The sequence below is a fragment of the Hymenobacter perfusus genome (assembly GCF_003944765.1).
GTDB classification, from domain to species: Bacteria; Bacteroidota; Bacteroidia; order Cytophagales; family Hymenobacteraceae; genus Hymenobacter; species Hymenobacter perfusus.
The window spans coordinates 1,074,674-1,091,773 of record NZ_RWIU01000001.1 but is presented as its reverse complement, the minus strand read 5'-3'; the positions used below and the strand labels follow the sequence as shown (position 1 = coordinate 1,091,773).

At 62.4% G+C, this 17,100-nt stretch carries 15 protein-coding genes; 7 read left to right on the top strand and 8 right to left on the bottom strand.

From position 1 onward, the window contains the following. Position 1: 1 nt before the first annotated feature. Positions 2-796, bottom strand: a complete 795-nt coding sequence (locus EI293_RS04710; RefSeq protein ID WP_125435971.1) for a WG repeat-containing protein — start codon at positions 794-796, stop codon at positions 2-4. A 227-nt stretch (positions 797-1,023) separates the two neighbouring features. On the opposite strand from EI293_RS04710, the gene EI293_RS04705 reads away from it, so the two are divergent. Together EI293_RS04705 and EI293_RS04700 are read left to right on the top strand one after the other, a co-directional pair. Further along, positions 1,024-1,839, top strand: a complete 816-nt coding sequence (locus EI293_RS04705) for a phytanoyl-CoA dioxygenase family protein (RefSeq protein ID WP_125435970.1) — start codon at positions 1,024-1,026, stop codon at positions 1,837-1,839. 81 nt (positions 1,840-1,920) lie between these two features. Then, positions 1,921-2,703 (top strand): SDR family NAD(P)-dependent oxidoreductase, encoded by a 783-nt coding sequence (locus EI293_RS04700; RefSeq protein ID WP_125435969.1) that lies wholly within the window; start codon positions 1,921-1,923, stop codon positions 2,701-2,703. 223 nt (positions 2,704-2,926) lie between these two features. Here EI293_RS04700 and EI293_RS22040 read toward each other — a convergent pair whose 3' ends face one another. After that, entirely contained in the window at positions 2,927-3,583 is a 657-nt protein-coding gene (locus EI293_RS22040) for a phosphatase PAP2-related protein (protein WP_170170242.1), read from the bottom strand. A gap of 240 nt (positions 3,584-3,823) precedes the next feature. On the opposite strand from EI293_RS22040, the gene EI293_RS04690 reads away from it, so the two are divergent. Both EI293_RS04690 and EI293_RS04685 read left to right on the top strand, forming a co-directional pair. Next, on the top strand, positions 3,824-5,140 hold the full coding sequence (locus tag EI293_RS04690) for an amidohydrolase (protein WP_125435968.1): 1,317 nt from the start codon (positions 3,824-3,826) through the stop codon (positions 5,138-5,140). A gap of 153 nt (positions 5,141-5,293) precedes the next feature. Then, positions 5,294-6,190 carry an ATP-grasp domain-containing protein gene (locus EI293_RS04685; RefSeq protein WP_246010526.1) on the top strand — a complete coding sequence of 299 codons (897 nt, stop codon included), beginning with the start codon at positions 5,294-5,296 and terminating at the stop codon, positions 6,188-6,190. 85 nt (positions 6,191-6,275) lie between these two features. Here the strand turns inward: EI293_RS04685 and EI293_RS04680 are convergent, their stop codons facing one another. Then, the gene (locus EI293_RS04680; protein ID WP_125435967.1) at positions 6,276-7,064 is read right to left on the bottom strand and encodes an SDR family oxidoreductase; all 789 of its coding nucleotides are present in this window, start codon (positions 7,062-7,064) and stop codon (positions 6,276-6,278) included. A gap of 298 nt (positions 7,065-7,362) precedes the next feature. Between EI293_RS04680 and EI293_RS04675 the strand changes: the two genes are divergently transcribed. After that, positions 7,363-9,837 (top strand): M4 family metallopeptidase, encoded by a 2,475-nt coding sequence (locus EI293_RS04675; RefSeq protein ID WP_125435966.1) that lies wholly within the window; start codon positions 7,363-7,365, stop codon positions 9,835-9,837. 153 nt (positions 9,838-9,990) lie between these two features. Here the strand turns inward: EI293_RS04675 and EI293_RS04670 are convergent, their stop codons facing one another. Both EI293_RS04670 and EI293_RS04665 read right to left on the bottom strand, forming a co-directional pair. Then, entirely contained in the window at positions 9,991-10,749 is a 759-nt protein-coding gene (locus tag EI293_RS04670; RefSeq protein WP_170170241.1) for an outer membrane beta-barrel protein, read from the bottom strand. 80 nt (positions 10,750-10,829) lie between these two features. Next, a complete protein-coding gene (locus EI293_RS04665; protein WP_125435964.1) occupies positions 10,830-11,543 on the bottom strand; it encodes a tetratricopeptide repeat protein in 714 nt (237 codons plus the stop codon). A gap of 177 nt (positions 11,544-11,720) precedes the next feature. On the opposite strand from EI293_RS04665, the gene EI293_RS04660 reads away from it, so the two are divergent. Further along, entirely contained in the window at positions 11,721-12,608 is an 888-nt protein-coding gene (locus tag EI293_RS04660) for an alpha/beta hydrolase (protein WP_125435963.1), read from the top strand. A gap of 46 nt (positions 12,609-12,654) precedes the next feature. On the opposite strand, the gene EI293_RS04655 is transcribed toward EI293_RS04660, so the two are convergent. After that, positions 12,655-13,152, bottom strand: a complete 498-nt coding sequence (locus EI293_RS04655) for a methylated-DNA--[protein]-cysteine S-methyltransferase (RefSeq protein WP_125435962.1) — start codon at positions 13,150-13,152, stop codon at positions 12,655-12,657. Positions 13,153-13,421: 269 nt separating this feature from the next. Between EI293_RS04655 and EI293_RS04650 the strand changes: the two genes are divergently transcribed. Next, entirely contained in the window at positions 13,422-15,041 is a 1,620-nt protein-coding gene (locus EI293_RS04650) for an RICIN domain-containing protein (protein WP_125435961.1), read from the top strand. Between the two features lie 85 nt (positions 15,042-15,126). Here the strand turns inward: EI293_RS04650 and EI293_RS04645 are convergent, their stop codons facing one another. Continuing rightward, complete coding sequence (locus EI293_RS04645) at positions 15,127-15,834, bottom strand: phospholipase D-like domain-containing protein (protein WP_125435960.1); 708 nt, start codon at positions 15,832-15,834, stop codon at positions 15,127-15,129. A 9-nt stretch (positions 15,835-15,843) separates the two neighbouring features. Beyond that, positions 15,844-17,052 carry a glycoside hydrolase family 1 protein gene (locus EI293_RS04640; protein ID WP_125435959.1) on the bottom strand — a complete coding sequence of 403 codons (1,209 nt, stop codon included), beginning with the start codon at positions 17,050-17,052 and terminating at the stop codon, positions 15,844-15,846. Positions 17,053-17,100: the final 48 nt, after the last annotated feature.

Below are 17,100 nucleotides of genomic sequence, written 5' to 3'. Positions count from 1 at the left end.
CCTACTGCCCGCTGGTGGGGGCTTCCTCCCAGAACTCCCGGCCGCTGGCATCCAGGTAGCCGATCTGGCCGTCGGGGAGTTGCACACGGGCCACGCCTTCGGCAAACGGCTCGGCCTGGCGGTAGCGGATATCAGTGAGGCGGTTGCCCTCGGCATCAAGGTAGCCGAACAGGCCGGCCAGCTGCACCACCGGAAACGCGAGGTTGCCGGTAAGCCGGATGGTTTGGTACTGCACCGGCTGCACCAGCTTGCCCTTGCCGTTGATAACGCCCCACTTATCGGCCATGCGCACGAACAGCAGGCCGTTGTAGTTGTCCCGGATTTCGTCGTAAATGGCCGGTACCGAGGCCGTGCCTACGGTGAAGCGGAAGCCTACTTTGCCATCCTTGCGCACCACGTCGCCCTGTTCCAGCGGTTCCTCCTCGGGTTCGGGCGGGGCGGACTCGGTGAGGCGACGGCCGGTTACGCCAATGTCGAACGTTTCGCCGGCCTGCTCCACGGTGGCCCGGCCCTGGCGGAAGTTGCCGGCACGGGTGTACTGTACGGGCGTTACGGGGTTGCCGCCGCCATCAATGTAGCCGTAGAGCTGGCCCAGTCGCACCCAGGCAATTTCCTCCACGAAGGGGCCAGCCTCATCGAAGCGGGCGGGCAGTACCAGCCGGCGGGTGTGGTCGGCGTAGCCCCAGCGGGTACCCTGCCGGAACGGCACGAGGCGGGAGGGCGCAGTCTGGGCCTGCCCGGCGGGCGCAGCTACCACGCTCAGCAGCAGCAGCACCGGAAGCAGAAGTCGTTTCATGCGCGACGAGGGTTGGGAGAGCACCAGCTATACCCGGCGAAGGTACGCAACCCCGGCAAAACCAAACGCCCGCTTTGCGGTTTGGTTCACTCGTTCTTCACCGGCCGCCGCCCATCTTGCGGACCGGAGCCGGGCTAACCCGGGTTGGCAATTCATGCCAATCGGCCGGTTTGGCGTCGTATCTTTGCCCCTGCCTCATCAGGCGCGTTATCTGACCGCCTCTGCTTATGTCCCCTCAACAACATTATCCGCGCTTTACGCTGGGCGAAAGCCTGACTCCGGAACAGCTGGATTTCTTTCAACGCTATGGTTTTCTGCATTTCCGGGGCTTCGTTTCGCCGGATACCGTAGCCGATCTGCTGCGCGCCTCCGAAGACGTGCAGCGTCGCTGGCTGGCTGAAGACGTGAAGAAAGTCAACGGTGTCCCCATCAAATACGGCCGCGACGTGGACGGCTCGCCCATTGTGCAGCGGTTTGCCTTTGCTTCCCACCACAGCCCGGTGCTGCACGAGTTCTTGCAGGATCCGCGTTTTCGGGCGCTGTTTCCGCTGCTGGAAGCCCCGGGCGGCCGGGTGGGCGAAAACGAGAAGGACGGCCTCGTGATTAACCACTATGTGAACGTGCCGGGCTCGGAGTTCTCGCAGATGGGCTGGCACACCGACTCGCTGCGGGACGTGTTCTACGGCAAGAAAATCGGGCCGATGCTGAACGTGGGCGTCCACCTCGATGGCACGCCCGCCACCAACGGCGGCCTGCGCGTGATTCCCGGCACCCACCGCCAAAGCCTGCGCGACATCCTCTTCCGCAAGAAATACTACAAAGACGTAGGCCCCGACGACCACGAAATAGCCGTGGAAACCGAGCCCGGCGACCTGACCGTGCACGACGGCCGGATGTGGCACCGCGTGGCCCAGTCGCCGCTGGTAGGGGAGGTTTCGCGCCGCCGCGTGATGTACGTGCCCATCATTGCCGGCAAGTACGAGCCCAAGCACGAAAACAGCCCCACCCCGTTCTATCTGCGGTTTTTACACTTGGTTAAATAGTGAAATTGTGAAGGGGGAAGTTGTGAAAGTTCTGCCTTCACAACTTCCCCCTTCACAATTTTACCCTTCACAACGTCACCCTTGAAAACAGCACTTATCACCGGCGCCTCGCGCGGAATTGGGCGGGCAATGGCCCTGGAGCTGGCCCGGCGCGGCTACGATGTGCTGCTCACGGCCCGCTCGGAAGACCAGCTGGAGCAGGCTGCCACCGAGGTGCGGCAGCTAGGCCGGAAGGCGCGGGTGCTGCCGCTGGACTTAGCCGCGCCCGGCGCGGCCATTCAGCTCACCGCCTGGGCCACGGCCCAAACTACGGAGCTGGCCGTGCTGGTAAACAACGCGGGTTACGGTCTGTGGGGCCGGTTTGAAGAGCTACCGCTGGAGCAGCAGCAGAACATGCTCCGGCTGAACATGCACCTGCCCGTGGAGCTGACGTACGCGTTGCTCCCGGTGCTGCGCCGCCAGCCGAAAGCGTACATTCTGAACGTGGCCAGCACCGCCGCTTACCAGGCCGTGCCCACGCTCACGCTCTACGCGGCCAGCAAGGCGTTTCTGCTCAGCTTCAGCCGCGGCCTGCGCTATGAGCTGCGCGAAACGGGCGTCTCCGTCACCTGCCTCAGCCCCGGCGCCACCACCACCGATTTCGCCGACCGTGCCGGTATGAATGCCGATTTGCAGGCCACCGCCAACAAGGTGTCGATGACACCGGAGCAAGTAGCCCAGGCCGGCATTGCGGCCCTGCTGGCCGGCGAGTCCGAACTCATTCCCGGAGCCCTGAATAAGGTGTCAGCCGCCCTCACCAGCTTCGTGCCCAAAAGCCTGACGGAACGTATTGCCGCCGGCATCTACGAGAAGCATCTGAAGTAGTGAGGCAGGGTGACAAGAGAAATCAGAACGTCATTCTGAGCGTGGCGAAGCACAGTCGAGGAATCTCGCGTGCTGATGTTGCAATGCTAATCCAATGACCATCACTCCGTAGCCCAGGGTTTAAACCCTGGGCTATTGAGGCAACGTCAGCACGGGAGATGCTTCGACTGCGCCTCAGCCGGACGTTCTTTTTCCAACCACGTCAGTACGCGAGATTCCTCGACTACGGCTGCGTCTTCGCTCGGAATGACGTTCTCTCCACGGCCGCCCCACTAGCCCACCACGCCAACCCCACAAACAGCGGAGCGGCCAGCACATCGTACGTGTAGTGCGCGTGCTGCACCAGCACCAGCGCGCCGATGGCTACGGCACCTGCCAGTAGGACCTGCCGCCGCCAGCCGGCCGGCACGGCCAGGGCCAGCAACAGCAGCGTGGCCGTGTGGCCCGAAAAAAACAGGTCCTTGGTGATGGGAGCGGGGGCGGCGTAAATGAGTTGATCCACCAGCGGGTCGCGCAGGAGCACCAAGCCCGGCGGCGGCTCCAGCGGCAGCAGCAGCAGCGTGAGGCAGCGCAGCCCATGCAGCCCCAGGTAAGCCCACAGCGCCCGCAGCAGCCGCGCCGGCCGGGATAGCAGCGTCAGCACCCCCAGCCCGATACCCAGGTAAATGACGGCAAACGTAGCCCCCGAAACATCGTGGGCCGGCAGCCAGGCCAGTAGCGGGTCGGGCAGCACGCGGCCGGGACGGGCCTGCACCCAGGCAAAGTAGCGCGGCAACTGACTGGCCAGCAGCAGCAGCAGTGCCACTACCACTATCAGCCGTCTGCGGAAAGCGGAATGCCGCCACGCGGCCGGCCAGGTCAGGGAATCAACAGGTAACATAATAGGGCAGTCCTTCGAATGATGTTCGCTCCGGTTCGGCAGGCTGCCGCCTGTCGGGCCGGGGAGGAGGTCGCAAAGAAGCATCGGAAATTCGGGCGGGGCGCAACTTTCTGGCGGTAATGCGGGCTGTCAGCGGCTTGGAATTTCCATTCTGCCGGGTTCAGACTTACATTGCCCGGCCGGGGCGGCCCCAAGCTTCCAGCGCCGCCGGGCATTCCGCTACGTCTTGAACGCTTCCTTATGAACCACCGCTACCTATCGGCCCTGGCCGTTACTTTACTGAGTGCTGCCCCCGCTTTCGCCCAGACCAAACCCGCCTTTCCGGCCGAGCGCATTGCCAAACTGGCGGCTCAGCAGGAAGCCCAGGTAATTGCCTGGCGGCGTGATTTGCATGAGCACCCGGAGCTGGGCAACCAGGAAACCCGCACCGCCGCGCTGGTGGCCGAGCATCTGCGCAAGCTGGGCCTGGAGGTGCAGACCGGCGTGGCCCGCACCGGCGTGGTGGCATTGCTGAAAGGCGGCAAGCCCGGCCCCGTGGTGGCCCTGCGCGCCGATATGGACGGCCTGCCCGTGACGGAAAGCAACGCCCTGCCCTTCGCCTCCAAAGTCCGCACCCAGTACAACGGCCAGGAAGTGGGCGTGATGCACGCCTGTGGCCACGACACCCACGTAGCCATGCTGCTGGGCGCGGCCGAAGTACTGGTGAAAATGCGCCAGGAGCTGCCCGGCACCGTGAAGTTTATCTTCCAGCCCGCCGAGGAAGGCTCCCTGCCCGGCCAGGAAGGCGGCGCCCGTCTGATGGTGAAGGAAGGCGTACTCGATAAGCCCAAGGTGGACGCCATTTTCGGGGTGCACATTCAGGCTCAGACGGAGGTCGGCCAGCTCAGCTACCGGCCCGGGGGCGAAATGGCGTCGTCTGATGTGTTCAACATCAAGGTAAAGGGCAAATCGGCGCACGGGGCGTACCCGTGGCTGGCCGTGGACCCGGTAGTAACCGCCGCCCAGATTGTGCTGGGCCTGCAAACCATCGTCAGCCGCCAGGCCGAGCTGACGGAGGATGCGGTGGTGCTGACGGTGGGCATGGTGCACGGCGGGGTGCGCAACAACATCATCCCCGAGCAGGTGGAGCTGACCGGCACCATCCGCTGCCTCAACAAGGAAATGCAGCAGAAAGTGTGGGCCGCCGTGCGCCGCACCGCCACGGGCATTGCCGAAAGCGCCGGGGCTACCGCCGAAGTCGACATTGTAAACTACGCCCCCATCACCTACAACGACCCGCGCCTGACCGAGCAGATGGTACCCAGCCTGCAGCGCGCCGCCGGTCCGGCCAACGTGCGGGTGCAGAAAGCCGTGACCGGGGCCGAGGACTTTGCCTTCTACCAAGGGAAAGTGCCCGGCGTATTCGTGTTCGTGGGCGGCATGCCGAAGGGGAAAAACCCCGCCGAAACCGCCCCGCACCACACCGCCGGCTTCTTCATCGACGAAAGCGGCCTGACCTTGGGCGTGCGCACCCTCGTCACGCTGGCCACCGATTACCTGGCCGCCACCAAAAAGTAGCGCGCGGATTATGCGGATTCATCGGATTGCACGGATTTGGGATGTTTCACTTCAGGCCCCGCCAATGGCCACGAAGCGCAACCCGGAAGGTTCTTTGCCGTCTAGTAGCCCATGCGCGTGTTCTGCGAATCCGCCCCGAATCCGCGTAGTCCGATGAATTCGTTTAAATCCGTGATGAATATTGCCCTGGTTACCTGCGAAAGTCTGGCTCAGTACGCCGCGCCCAACGTGGATGATGAAGACAGCCTGCTCACCCGCTACCTGCGCGCGCAGGGCCACACCGTGGAGCCCCGCATCTGGAGCAACCCGGCCGTTGACTGGTTGCGCTACGACGTCGTGCTGGTGAAGTCGCCCTGGGATTATTTTGACCGGGTAACGGAGTTTTACGAGTGGCTGGACCGCATGCAGCAGCTGGGCGTGCGCATGCTCAACCCCGCCACCACCATCCGCTGGAACGCCGACAAGAAATACCTCTTGGAAATGGAACAGGCCGGCGTACGCATTGTGCCCACGCGCCTGTTGCCGCGCGGTCAGGCCGTGGAGGCAGCGGCCCTCCTTGCCGAAATGGGGCAGGAGCAGCTGGTGATTAAGCCGGCCGTGAGCGGCGGGGCCAAAAATACCTTCGTGCTCACCCGCCAAGACACGGCCGTGCGCCAGCCCTTGCTCACCGAGCTGTTGCAGCACGAGGACTTTCTGGCCCAGCCGTTTCAAGCCCGCATTCAGGAAGAAGGCGAGTGGTCATTACTCTATTACGGCGGCGAATACAGCCATTGCGTGCTGAAAACGCCTAAATCGGGCGACTTCCGGGTGCAGCACTACCTGGGCGGCGGCATCGAGCCCCGGCAGGCTCCCGCCCACCTGCGCCGCGCCGCCGACGACATTGTGCGCCGCTTTGCCGCCGGCTGCCTCTACGCCCGCGTAGATGGCCTCAACCAGGACGGTGAACTGCTGCTGATGGAGTTGGAGCTCATCGAGCCCTTCCTCTACCTGGCCTCCGACGACCAGGCCCTATCTCGCTACGAAACCGCTCTGCGGGCAATGGTGAAATAGTGAGATAGTGAAATGGTGAGTTGACGTTCTACTTGCGCCACTTGCGCGGATTGAACGTCAACTCACCATTTCACTATCTCACCTTTTAGAACCCATTTACCGTGAAACCGCCGTCCACGCTCAAGGTCTGGCCGGTGATGTAGGCGGCGGCGGGCAGACACAAAAATGCCACGGCCGCCGCTACTTCCGCCGGCTCCCCGATGCGCCGCAGCGGCGTCCGGCTGAGCACTTCCGCCAGGAAGACCTCGTTCTGAAGCACCGTGGCGGCCAGAGGCGTGCGGATGTACCACGGCGCCACGCAGTTTACCCGAATACCCTGCCCGGCCCATTCCACCGCCAGATTACGCGTAAGCTGTACCATAGCCGCCTTCGTCATGCCGTAGATGGAGCCGGTGCGCACGTGCACTAAGCCGGCTACCGAGGAGATATTCACGATGCTGCTGCTGCCGGCCGCCGCCAGCAAGGGCTGCACGCTCCGGCTCAGCTCCCAGGCCGAATCGAGGTTGGTAGCCAGCAGGTAGCGGTATTCCTCCGAAGTATATTCCACGGTGGGCTTCCGAATATTGGTGCCCACGTTATTGACCAGAATATGCAGCTGCGGCCAGCGCGCTGCTATTTCCGCCGTCACCTTCGCCCGGCCCTCCGGGGTGCTCAGGTCGGCGGTTAGGGCGTGGGCGGGCAGGCCCTGCTGCTGCCACTGCGCCACTTGCTGCTCCAGTTCCGGGGCCGTGCGGGCTACGGCTATTACCGTTGCGCCCAGGTGCAGCAATTCCTCGGCTACGGCCGCTCCAATTCCTTTGGAAGCCCCTGTTACTAAGGCCGTCTGGCCCTGAAGCGTCCAGCGTTTTTGATACTCAGAAGGTGAAGATTGCATGAAGTGCGTCTTGGAATGTTTAAAATTTTGTGGTTGCTGAGTAGACATTGGGTGAGGGTCGGGAGAGTATTCAGATTAAAAATAGCTTAATGAATTGATTGACAGATAATTCGATATACGGATCGAAACTCATGTATTTTTATAAATGTTGTATAGTAAAGCGGCTTTAACTGATAAATTTATCAATGAATAGCCTATTTGATTAAAAATAAATTAAATTAGATTTCATAAAGTCGCTTAGCTGGTTGAAAAGCTGCTCGCGCTACGGTCCAATTTCACTCCCCCACAACCACACTGTATGATCAACAAGTACTCCGCAGCCACGCTGTTGCTGCTCGGTGGCCTTACCTCCACGGCCCTCGCCCAGGATTTCTCCCGGGTTCAGACCAAAGACCTCAACGATAACGGGACCCCATACCTGGTGAAGTTCCGCGCGGCCGGCACTGCCTACAAGCTCAGCGAAGCCCGCACGGTGCTGAAGGAGCAACTGGAACTGACCTCCGACGACCAGATGGTGCAAGCCAAAACGGAAGCCGACCAGTTGGGTTTCGTGCACGAGAAATACCAACAGTACTACAAAGGCATCAAAGTAGAGCACGCCACCTACTCGGTACACGCCCGTCAGGGCAACGTGGAAAGCATCAGCGGCCAGTTTGAGCGGGTACGCGGTCTTAATATCACACCTTCCCTGGACGCCAAGGCGGCCTTGGAGCGGGCCGTGGCTTTTGTGGGCGCCAAAACCTACATGTGGCAGGACGCCCAGGAGGAGGCCGGCCTGAAGCAGCAGGAAAACAACCCCGCCGCCACCTACAAGCCCCAGGGCGAGCTGGTGGTAATGCGCAACGAGCGGAGCACGCGCCAGCTGGGTAAGCCCACGCTGGCCTGGAAGTTCAACGTGTACGCCAAAGCCCCCCTGAGCCGCGCCTATATCTACGTGGATGCCCATTCGGGCGAAATCGTAGGGCAGGATAACATCATCAAGCACGCCGGCGCTACGGCCACGTTTGCCACGGCCTACAACGGCACCCGCTCGTTTGCCACCGAAACCACCACCGGTGGCTACCGGCTGCGGGAGTACACCCGCGGCCTGGGCATTGAAACTTATAACTGCAAGAAGGGCAACAGCTACACCTCGGCTACCGACTTCATCGACGCCGACAACAACTGGACGGCCGCGGAATACAACAATGCCAACTTCGATAACATAGCCGGCGACGCCCACTTTGGTGCTCAGGCCACCTACGATTACTGGAAGCTGGTACACAACCGCAACTCCTTCGACAACGCCGGGGCCAAAATCAAGAGCTACGTGCATTTTGATGACGTGCCCGGCGGTGCCGGCTACGAAAACGCCTACTGGAACGGCTCGGTGATGACCTACGGCGACGGGGCCAGCACATTCAAGCCCCTCACGGCCATGGACGTGTGCGGCCACGAAATCGGCCATGCCGTGTGCGAGAAAACCGCTAACCTGACGTATCAGAACGAATCGGGGGCTATGAATGAAGGCTTCTCCGACATCTGGGGGGCCTGCGTGGAAGCCCGTGCCGTGAGCACTTACGGCCTTACCGGCAAAAGCACCTGGCTTATCGGCGAGGAAATCATGAAAGCCGGTGGGGCACTGCGCTCCATGAGCAACCCCAACGCCTACGGCCAGCCCGATACCTACAAAGGCACCAACTGGCGCGCCACCACTACTTCGCCTACCCAGGCCAACGACTACGGCGGAGTACACACCAACTCGGGCGTGCTCAACTTCTGGTTCTACCTGCTGAGCCAGGGCGGATCGGGTACCAACGACATCGGTAGCGCCTACTCGGTAACAGGCTCGGGCATTGATGCGGCGGCCAAAATTGCCTACCGCACCGAAAGCGTGTACCTGACGGCTTCTTCCACCTATGCTAACGCTCGTACGGCCTCCATTTCGGCGGCTACCGACCTCTACGGAGCCGGTTCGGCGCAGGTAACGGCCGTTACCAACGCCTGGTATGCCGTAGGCGTGGGTGCTGCGGCCGGTGGTGGCACTACGCCTCCTCCTACCACAGTAACTTATTGCGCTTCGAAAGGCACCAGCACCGCCTACGAGTGGATCGACTACGTGAAGCTGGGCACCATTGCCCGCACCTCGGCTGCTGACGCCGGTTACTACAACGGCACGGCTACTTCTACCTCCATTGCCGCCGGTTCTTCGCAAACCATCAGTTTCTCGGCCGGCTTCGCCTCCACGGCCTACACCGAGTACTGGGACATCTACATCGACTACAACCAGGACGGTGACTTCCTGGACGCAGGCGAAACCATCGTGACGGGCTCATCGGCCAGTGCTGGTACGCTTACGGGCACCTTCACGGTACCCACCACGGCCAAGTCGGGAGCTACCCGCCTGCGCGTGGTGCTGAGCGACGCTTCGGCTACTGCCAGCTGCAACAGCTACAGCTACGGCGAAACTGAAGACTACACCGTCAACATCACGGGCGGCGCGGCCTTGGCTCCGGCCGGTGTGGCCAGCCTCACGGGCGGCTCCTCGCTCAGCAACTCGATTGAGAAAGCTATTACGGTGTTCCCAAACCCTGCGGCTGATGTGCTGAACATTGCTTTGGCCAGCAAGGCTCCGGTGGTATCGGCTACGGTAACTGATCTGCGCGGTGCCCGCGTGAGCAACGCCCGCTTCGAGAACGGCCAGCTCCACGTTGCCGGCCTCGCCAAAGGCATCTACCTGCTGACCGTGAGCGACGGCCAGAAATCCTTCCACGAGAAGTTCGTGAAAGAATAGTCGGACCTGTTGCCGAAACCATACCAAAAGGGCCCGCCAACTGGCGGGCCCTTTTGTGTTTTTCCGTTGGTGTAGGAAGGTCTGATCTTGGTTAACCTGTTTACAAAAAAAGCCTGCCGGTTGGCAGGCTTTTTCGGTCAGAATACGGCGGTATTATCGGCCCCAAGGCGCATATTCCAGCTTCAGCTCCAGTTGGCCGAAGCCATCGTTCAGGGAAGATGCTGAGCGCCCCGAAACAGTACTGATGTCGTCGAGTTGGTCGGTGGTAGTGAAGGAGTAGGTGCCTTCCAGCGAGGCGCCGAGCTTGGGCGTGAGGCGCACTGTGAAGCCCACACCTACGGGCAACGTAAGGGCCAGGGCCGGGTAATCATTCCGCTCCGCCGACAGGTAATTGGTGCTGGCATTTCCGTTGGGCCGCTCAGTGCCCCGAAAGGCCTTGGGGCTGTACAGTACCAGTCCGCCGCCCGCTTTCAGGTAGGGTTTGATGATGGATGCCGGCTTACGTGGCGCGGCGTAGGCACCTTCATCGTGCAGCGGTTCCCAGCGTACGAAGGCAATACCCGCCACATTATGGCCCTGAAACGCCAGGCCCCGATCCAGCAGATAGTCCTTCGCCCCCAGCCGGATGTAGGAAACCTCGCCGCCCACCTGCCAGTGCGGATGCGTCTGATACTGAATGCCACCCGTGAAGCTGGGCCCGATGAACTGGTCGCCGAGGCTGCTGGTCAGGTCGCCGTTGTAGTAGCCTACGCCGCCACCCACCGTAAACCGCACCGGCCCTCGGTAAAAGGCCCGGGCCTGGCCGTCGTAGTGGCGGCGGCGGCGTTCGGGGCCGGCATCCTGCGCCTGCGCAGAATGGGCCGCGGCCACGGAAAGCAATAGGAAGGCAGGCAGGAGAGGACGAAAATTCACGCAGTAGAAGCAATAGGTGGTGAAGCCCCGACATACGCGGCCGCGCCTCAGGGTGTTGCCCGGCAGATCGGGAGTCCGCCTTATTTGAAGGTTCCCTGCGGATCCGGCAGCTTGGCTTTCAGGTCACTGATCAGCTCGAAATCGAGAGAAGCCAGGTTGCTGGTCTGGCCTTTATGCACGGCTTCCCAAGCTTGCGGATATTTCTCCTGGTAGTAATAGGCGCGGGCCAACTGCTGCCAGCCGGCGGCGTTGGTGGCATCCTGGGCGGTGGCTTTTTCCAGCAGCTCGGTGCCCGTAGTCAGGTCTTTTTTCTTCTTGGTTTGCTGGTACCGGATCAGATAGGTAGCGCCCAGGTCGCTGAGCAGGGCCGAGTTGGCAGGCGTCAGCGTCAGACCCTTGGTCAGCAGGTCAATGGACTGGTCCGGGGTAGCGGCACTGCTGGCCACGATGCCCAGGCCGTGGTAGGCGTCGGCGTTGTTAGAGTCGAGTACCCAGGCCAAGTTGAAGCGGTAGGCTGCCGTATCAGTCTGGCTTTCCGACAGGTATTCGTAGCCTTTGGTGCTGAAGAAGCGGCTGGCTTCGGCCCGCGAGGCAAAGCTGTTGCTCAGCTTGGTGACGAAGGGAGCCCCGAGCAACTCCTCCGCCTGGGTCGGGGTGAGACCTCCGAACAGTGGTTGCAGCCGCCGGGTAGCCAGGGGTATTTCGGTGGCGGTATTCTTGGCTTTGCGCTGGGCCTGGGCCGGAGCCGCGCCCCACAGGAGTAGGGCCGCCGCCAGCAGAAAAGTGGATTTCATACAATCGTAACGAACAAAGAGGGCAAAAATTGACAGGGTGTCAATTGTCAAAGATAAAAAGGCTGCCGCAACCTGCCTGCTGGCCGGCCATTGCAGAGGCCCTAACCCGCCAAATGCCGCAATCCATTAGTAAAATGGGGCCGTACCTTCCGTTTTCTCGCCTTCTTTCTCTCCCTGATGCGTTTTTTGTTCTGGCGGCTACTGCCCGCGCTGCTGATCGGCCTGTTGCTGCTGGCAGGTGCTACCGAGTACGCTGTAGCCCGTCCCAGCCGCCGTACGGCCGATATCCGGTACGTACCCGCCACCGATTCTGCCTACCACCCCAAGCGGCACCAGCTGGATGTATACGCCCCGAAAGAAGCCGCTCCGGCTTTGCGGCCGGTGGTGGTTTTCATTCACGGCGGCAACTGGGATAGTGGCAGCAAAGAGTTTTATTCCTTCATCGGTCGCCGTTTGGCCAAGCAGGGCGTGGTGGCCGTTATCCTCAACTACCGCTTGGCGCCGCAGGTGCAGGTGCCGCAAATGGCCGATGACTGCGCCCGGGCCGTTATCTGGACCACCGAGCACATTCGGGAGTTTGGCGGCGACCCGCAGCGGATATTCGTGATGGGCCACTCAGCCGGGGGCGGGCTGGCGGCGCTGCTGGCGGCCGATGATGCCCTGTTTCAGCGCCGCGGCCTGGCCCGGAATCCGGTGCGCGGTGCTGTGCTCGACGACCCTGCCGGACTGGATATGTACGACTACCTGCGACGGATGCAGTACCCCAACGATGCGCAGTATCTGGTGCCTTTCGGCAAAGATCCGGCCGGCTGGCAGCAGACTTCTGCCCTGTATCACCTCACGGCGCATACTCCGCCCATGGTAATGCTTATTGGGGGTGAAACGTACCCGTCCATCAGCAGCAGTAGTGCCCGGTTCCGGCAGCGGCTGACAGCGTTGGGCCACTCGCCGCGCTACACCGTGCTGCCCGGCAAAAAGCACATTCCGATGGTGCTGCAGCTGTACTGGCAACACAACATCGTGTACCAGCAATTGCTGGTTCTGGTGGGCCAACGAGCCGAATAACAGCTTAACGGTGGTGCCAGCCCACAACCCGGCGCGCTAAAACGAGCTAGAAAAGGCTGGTCTGCAAACTGGGCCGCTCGAAATCTAGTAGCCACCGCTTGCGCGAGAGGCCCCCCGCGTAGCCGGTCAGCTGCCCGTTGGCCCCGATAATGCGGTGGCAGGGCCAGATGATAGCCAGCGGATTCTGCCCGTTGGCCGCACCCACGGCCCGCACCGCGCCCGGGTTATCAAGCTGCCGGGCAATATCAAGATAGGAAGCCGTGCGGCCGTAGGCTACCGCCGGCAGCGTGGCCCACACCAGCTGCTGGAAACCCGTACCCGTTACCACATCGGTAGTCACTGAAAATTCCCGCAGCTCCCGCTCGAAATAGGCCTGCAGTTGCCGGTACGCTTCCTGCAGGCAGCCCGGCACCTGATGCGCGGGCGTCGCCGTTACGACCGGGACCGGCGTGCTCATAAACTGCACGGCCCGTAACCCATCGTCGGTGCCCCGCAGGGCCAGCAGACCCAGGGGAGAGGCTAGAAAGGCACTGGCTTCGGTCATGGCAGTAAGGAGACGGGGAGGGAACCCAAAAATATGAAATAAGGGCAGGAGAAGCCGGCAGGAAGGCGTAAATTTGTAGTATTCAGTGCTCCGGGGGCTTGCCTCCGGAAGCTGAAGTGTACCAAACACGCTGAAAAAAAGGCGTATATTGGTCAGAGTGGAATCAGGAAAATATAACTCTGAGTCTACTTTTTTGTGCGGTTCTCATTTGCCTGCTACGGGCTCTGTTTTCATCACTCAAAGCCTTTCATACTGTGCGATATTTACTTTTGTGCTCCGTTCTGGGGCTGAGCCTGACCGGCGAGTTGCAAGCCACCGGGGTTTCGGCGGCAGCCACGGAGCTGTTTCCGGCGCGACCCGTAGCCAGCTTGCCGGTGCAGGGCTGGGGAATGGGCCTCACGGCTTCCTACTTCAATAATGGCTCGCTGGCCGGGGCGCCCGTACTGAAGCGGCAGGATGCCGTGGTGGATTTCCGCTGGGGCGCGGCGGCACCCGCGCCGGAACTGCCCGTCGATAACTTTTCGGTGCGCTGGGAAGGCCTGCTGGCCGCGCCCGGCACCGGCCGCTACCGCTTCGTGGCGGCCACAACCGATGAAGTGCGCCTGTGGGTAAACGGCAAAAAAGTGCTCGACACCTGGGACGGCCGCAAGCCCACCAACGTGGACGACCCCACGGTGACGCTGGCGGCCGGCGAGAAAGTTACCATCAAGCTGGAGTATAACGATGCCGAGGGTAACGCCGGTATTCAGCTGCAGTGGGCCGGCCCCGGCCAGTCGCCGCAGCTTATTCCCACGGGCAACCTCTACCCGCTGGGCTCCCCGCTCACGCGCGACCCCGCCGGCCCGCCACCGGTAGCCAAGGCCAAAGCCGTTCCGACGCCCACGGCGGCTGGTATAGCTGCTAAATCGGCCGCCACTACGGCTGCCAAGCCCGCTGCCGCCGCTAAGCCAGTGGCCAAGCCGGCGGCAGTGCCGGCCAAACCTGCGCCTAAAGCGGTGGCGCAGGCCGCGCCCAAAGCTGCCGAGAAAGTAGTGAAGGCTCCCAAGCCCCCGAAGCCGGTTAAAGAAGCTGAGCCCGAACCCACACCCCCCGCCGATTTATCGGGTTTGTATACCCTCTCGGTGCGCTCTACGGGCCAGCCGTTGAAGGTAGAGCAGAGCCGCCCCGCTACCCGCGCCGAGCAACTGGCCGCCGAGGCTGCCGGCCAGAAGGATGTTGCTCCCCAATGGCGCATCGAGCCGGCCGGAGAAGGGTTGTACCGATTGGTACTACCTGGTAGCAATAAGGTGCTGGAGGTATTGGGCAGCTCCACCTCCAACGGTGCTCCGCTCAGCGTGTGGACCTACTACAGCGGGTACAATCAGCGGTGGAAAATTGAGGAAGCCGACAAAGGATACTACAAGCTCACGCCGCACCACGTCCGTAAAAAGGTGCTGACTTATGGCGACACGCTGGACGGCGGCCTGCAGCAGCAGCGCTACACCGGCGAGCCGAACCAGCAGTGGAAGCTGGTTGCAGTAAAGGAAGTTGAAGAAAAAATGCCGGCCGCTGCGGCTAACGCTCCCAGCGTGGGCGACAACAAGATGAGCGTGTACCCTAACCCATCCAACGGGGTGCTCCAGATGGCCTACACGCTGCCGGAAGCCAAGCCATTGGGCTGGGTGCTCTATAACCAGAACGGCGTGGCCGTGCGCGTGTCCGACTACCGTAAGCAGCCCGCCGGGGCCCATCACCAGACACTGGATTTCACGGCTCTGCCAGCCGGCGACTATTACCTCAGCCTCACGGTAGGCATCACCAATACCCGCCAGCTGATTTCCATCCGCCGGCCGGGGCCTGATGCGCCGGCTCCCTCGCCTTCAGTAGGTACTACTACCCCCGGTAAGTAACCGCTACGGCTGAAAAAGACTACGGCCCGGCCGGCACCTGCTCAGCAGGCGTCGGCCGGGCCGCTACGTTGGGAGCCGTGTGAATCTAGCCTGCGAAAGGCCGCAACTGCTCCCAAAGCTGGGCAAACTCGCCGGCGTACCGCTGCACAATGGCCGGATCGGGGGTGATGAGCAGGTTTTCGAGGTTGTACTCAGCGGCTGAGCGGGTCCAGTTGTAGCTGCCGGTCAGGACGGCGCGGTTATCGGCCACGGCAAACTTGTGGTGCATGTGGTTGCTGGATTGGTCAGTGCGCACGGGCACGCCGGCCGCGTGCAGCTGCTCTACGTCAGAGCCCCGGTCCAGGAGCTTCTCGTCATCGGTGAGCAGGCGTACCCGCACGCCCCGGCGGTGCGCGGTCAGTAAGGCGTCGGTCAGGCGGTCATCGGCCACGGTGAACACGCACACATCCAGCGTGCGGGTAGCCTGCCCGATGAAGCGCCGGATGGCGGCCACGCACTCCTCGCCAGGGCTGAAAAATACTTCGGCCGGATGGACTGCCGCCGGGGTTGCCGGTGCGGCGGGCAGCAAAGCACTGGCCGCTTCCAGCCACTCGATGACGGCTTTGTCCTTGAAGGTGTTGAACCGCTCCTTGGCCAGCTCAAACAGCTGGTGCCGCAGCTCCTCCACGTTGCCGTGCCGGCGGTGGAAAGCCGTCAGCTGCTCGCGGAGGTGGCGGGCTTCCGTGGGCGAGAGGTTGCCATCGGCAAATGCCTGGCGAAACTGGTGCAGCAACTCAGCGGCGGAGGACGACATAAAACGGCATCAGGAGGTGTAGAGAAGCAGGTCGACGGGCTGGGGCAGCAAGCCAGCTACGAGCTGTTGCGCCTCGGCCAGGGCCTCGGCTGAGGGCGCATGCAGCAGGCGGGTGAGGCCGGGCGCGGTGTCGGTGTCGGTGTCGTCGGCATCCCAAAGGCCGGCGCGGTGCCAGGGCGTGAGGTGGTCCCAGTCGGGCCGGTCAATGATGGGGTAGAGGCACACGCCCAGCAGCGGTACGCCCGCCTGCAACGTCCGCGCGGCTTCGTGGGCTATCATGCGCAGCCAATGGGGGCGGTCCTGGCCCGGGTGGCTGGTTTCGGTGAGGACCACGGGCCGGCCGTAGCGGCGGTAGGCGCGTTCCAGCAGCGCACTCAGCGGCCGGAAACGCGGGTCCTGGAAGTCGTTGGCCCAGGGTAGCGTCTGGTGCGGCTCCTGCTGCCACTGGTTGTCGTAATAATAATTGAAACCCAGCAGGTCCAGAAACTCAGGCCGGCCGCCCAACTCGGGGCACAGCCGGCCGCATAGCATATCCACGCTCTGGAACTGGTTGAGGTCGAATTCCCGGGCGCGGCGCACTTCGGCGGGGCCGGCTCCCGGCCGGGGTACAATGTTAATGAGCGGTTCGGTGGTCAGAATCCGGATGCCGGGGTCGGCTTCGCGCAGAGCGGCTACGCCTTCGATGTAGGCCCGCATCAGGCCGCGTTTTACTTCCCAGCCCTGACCCACGCAGTAGGGCGAGGTGCCGCGCACGTCGCCGCCCAGCCAACTCATGAAGCTCACCTCGTTGATGGGCGTCACGATGAGCACGTCATCGGGGCGCTGGCTGCGGTAGAACTCCACGAAGGCCCGGCACAGGTGGGCGAAGCGGCGGGCAAACATCGGGTGCAGGGGCGTCAGGTCGTCGGGGTAGCCGAAGTGGCACAGGTCCCAGACCTGTTGCACGCCGTGGCGGCGGCCCGCCTCCAGCAGCGTCTGCACGGTGCTCCAGTCGTAGTGGTAGGGAGTGCGCTCCACCTGGCTCCAGCGGATGCCTTCCCGCGCCGTGCCTAAGCCAACGTGCTGAATGGCCTGGTAATCCTCGTCCAGCAGTTGCAAATGGCCCGTCAGCGTCAGGAAGTCAACGCGGTTACCGAACGTATTCTGCTGGTCAGTACACTCGAATCCCGCCATCCAAAAGGACTGAAAAGGCGAGGAAGATAGGAAATCGTGCAGCATAGGCGTTGTGGGTTTTTGGTTGCCGGTTGTGGTTTTTGGTGTCGGGTA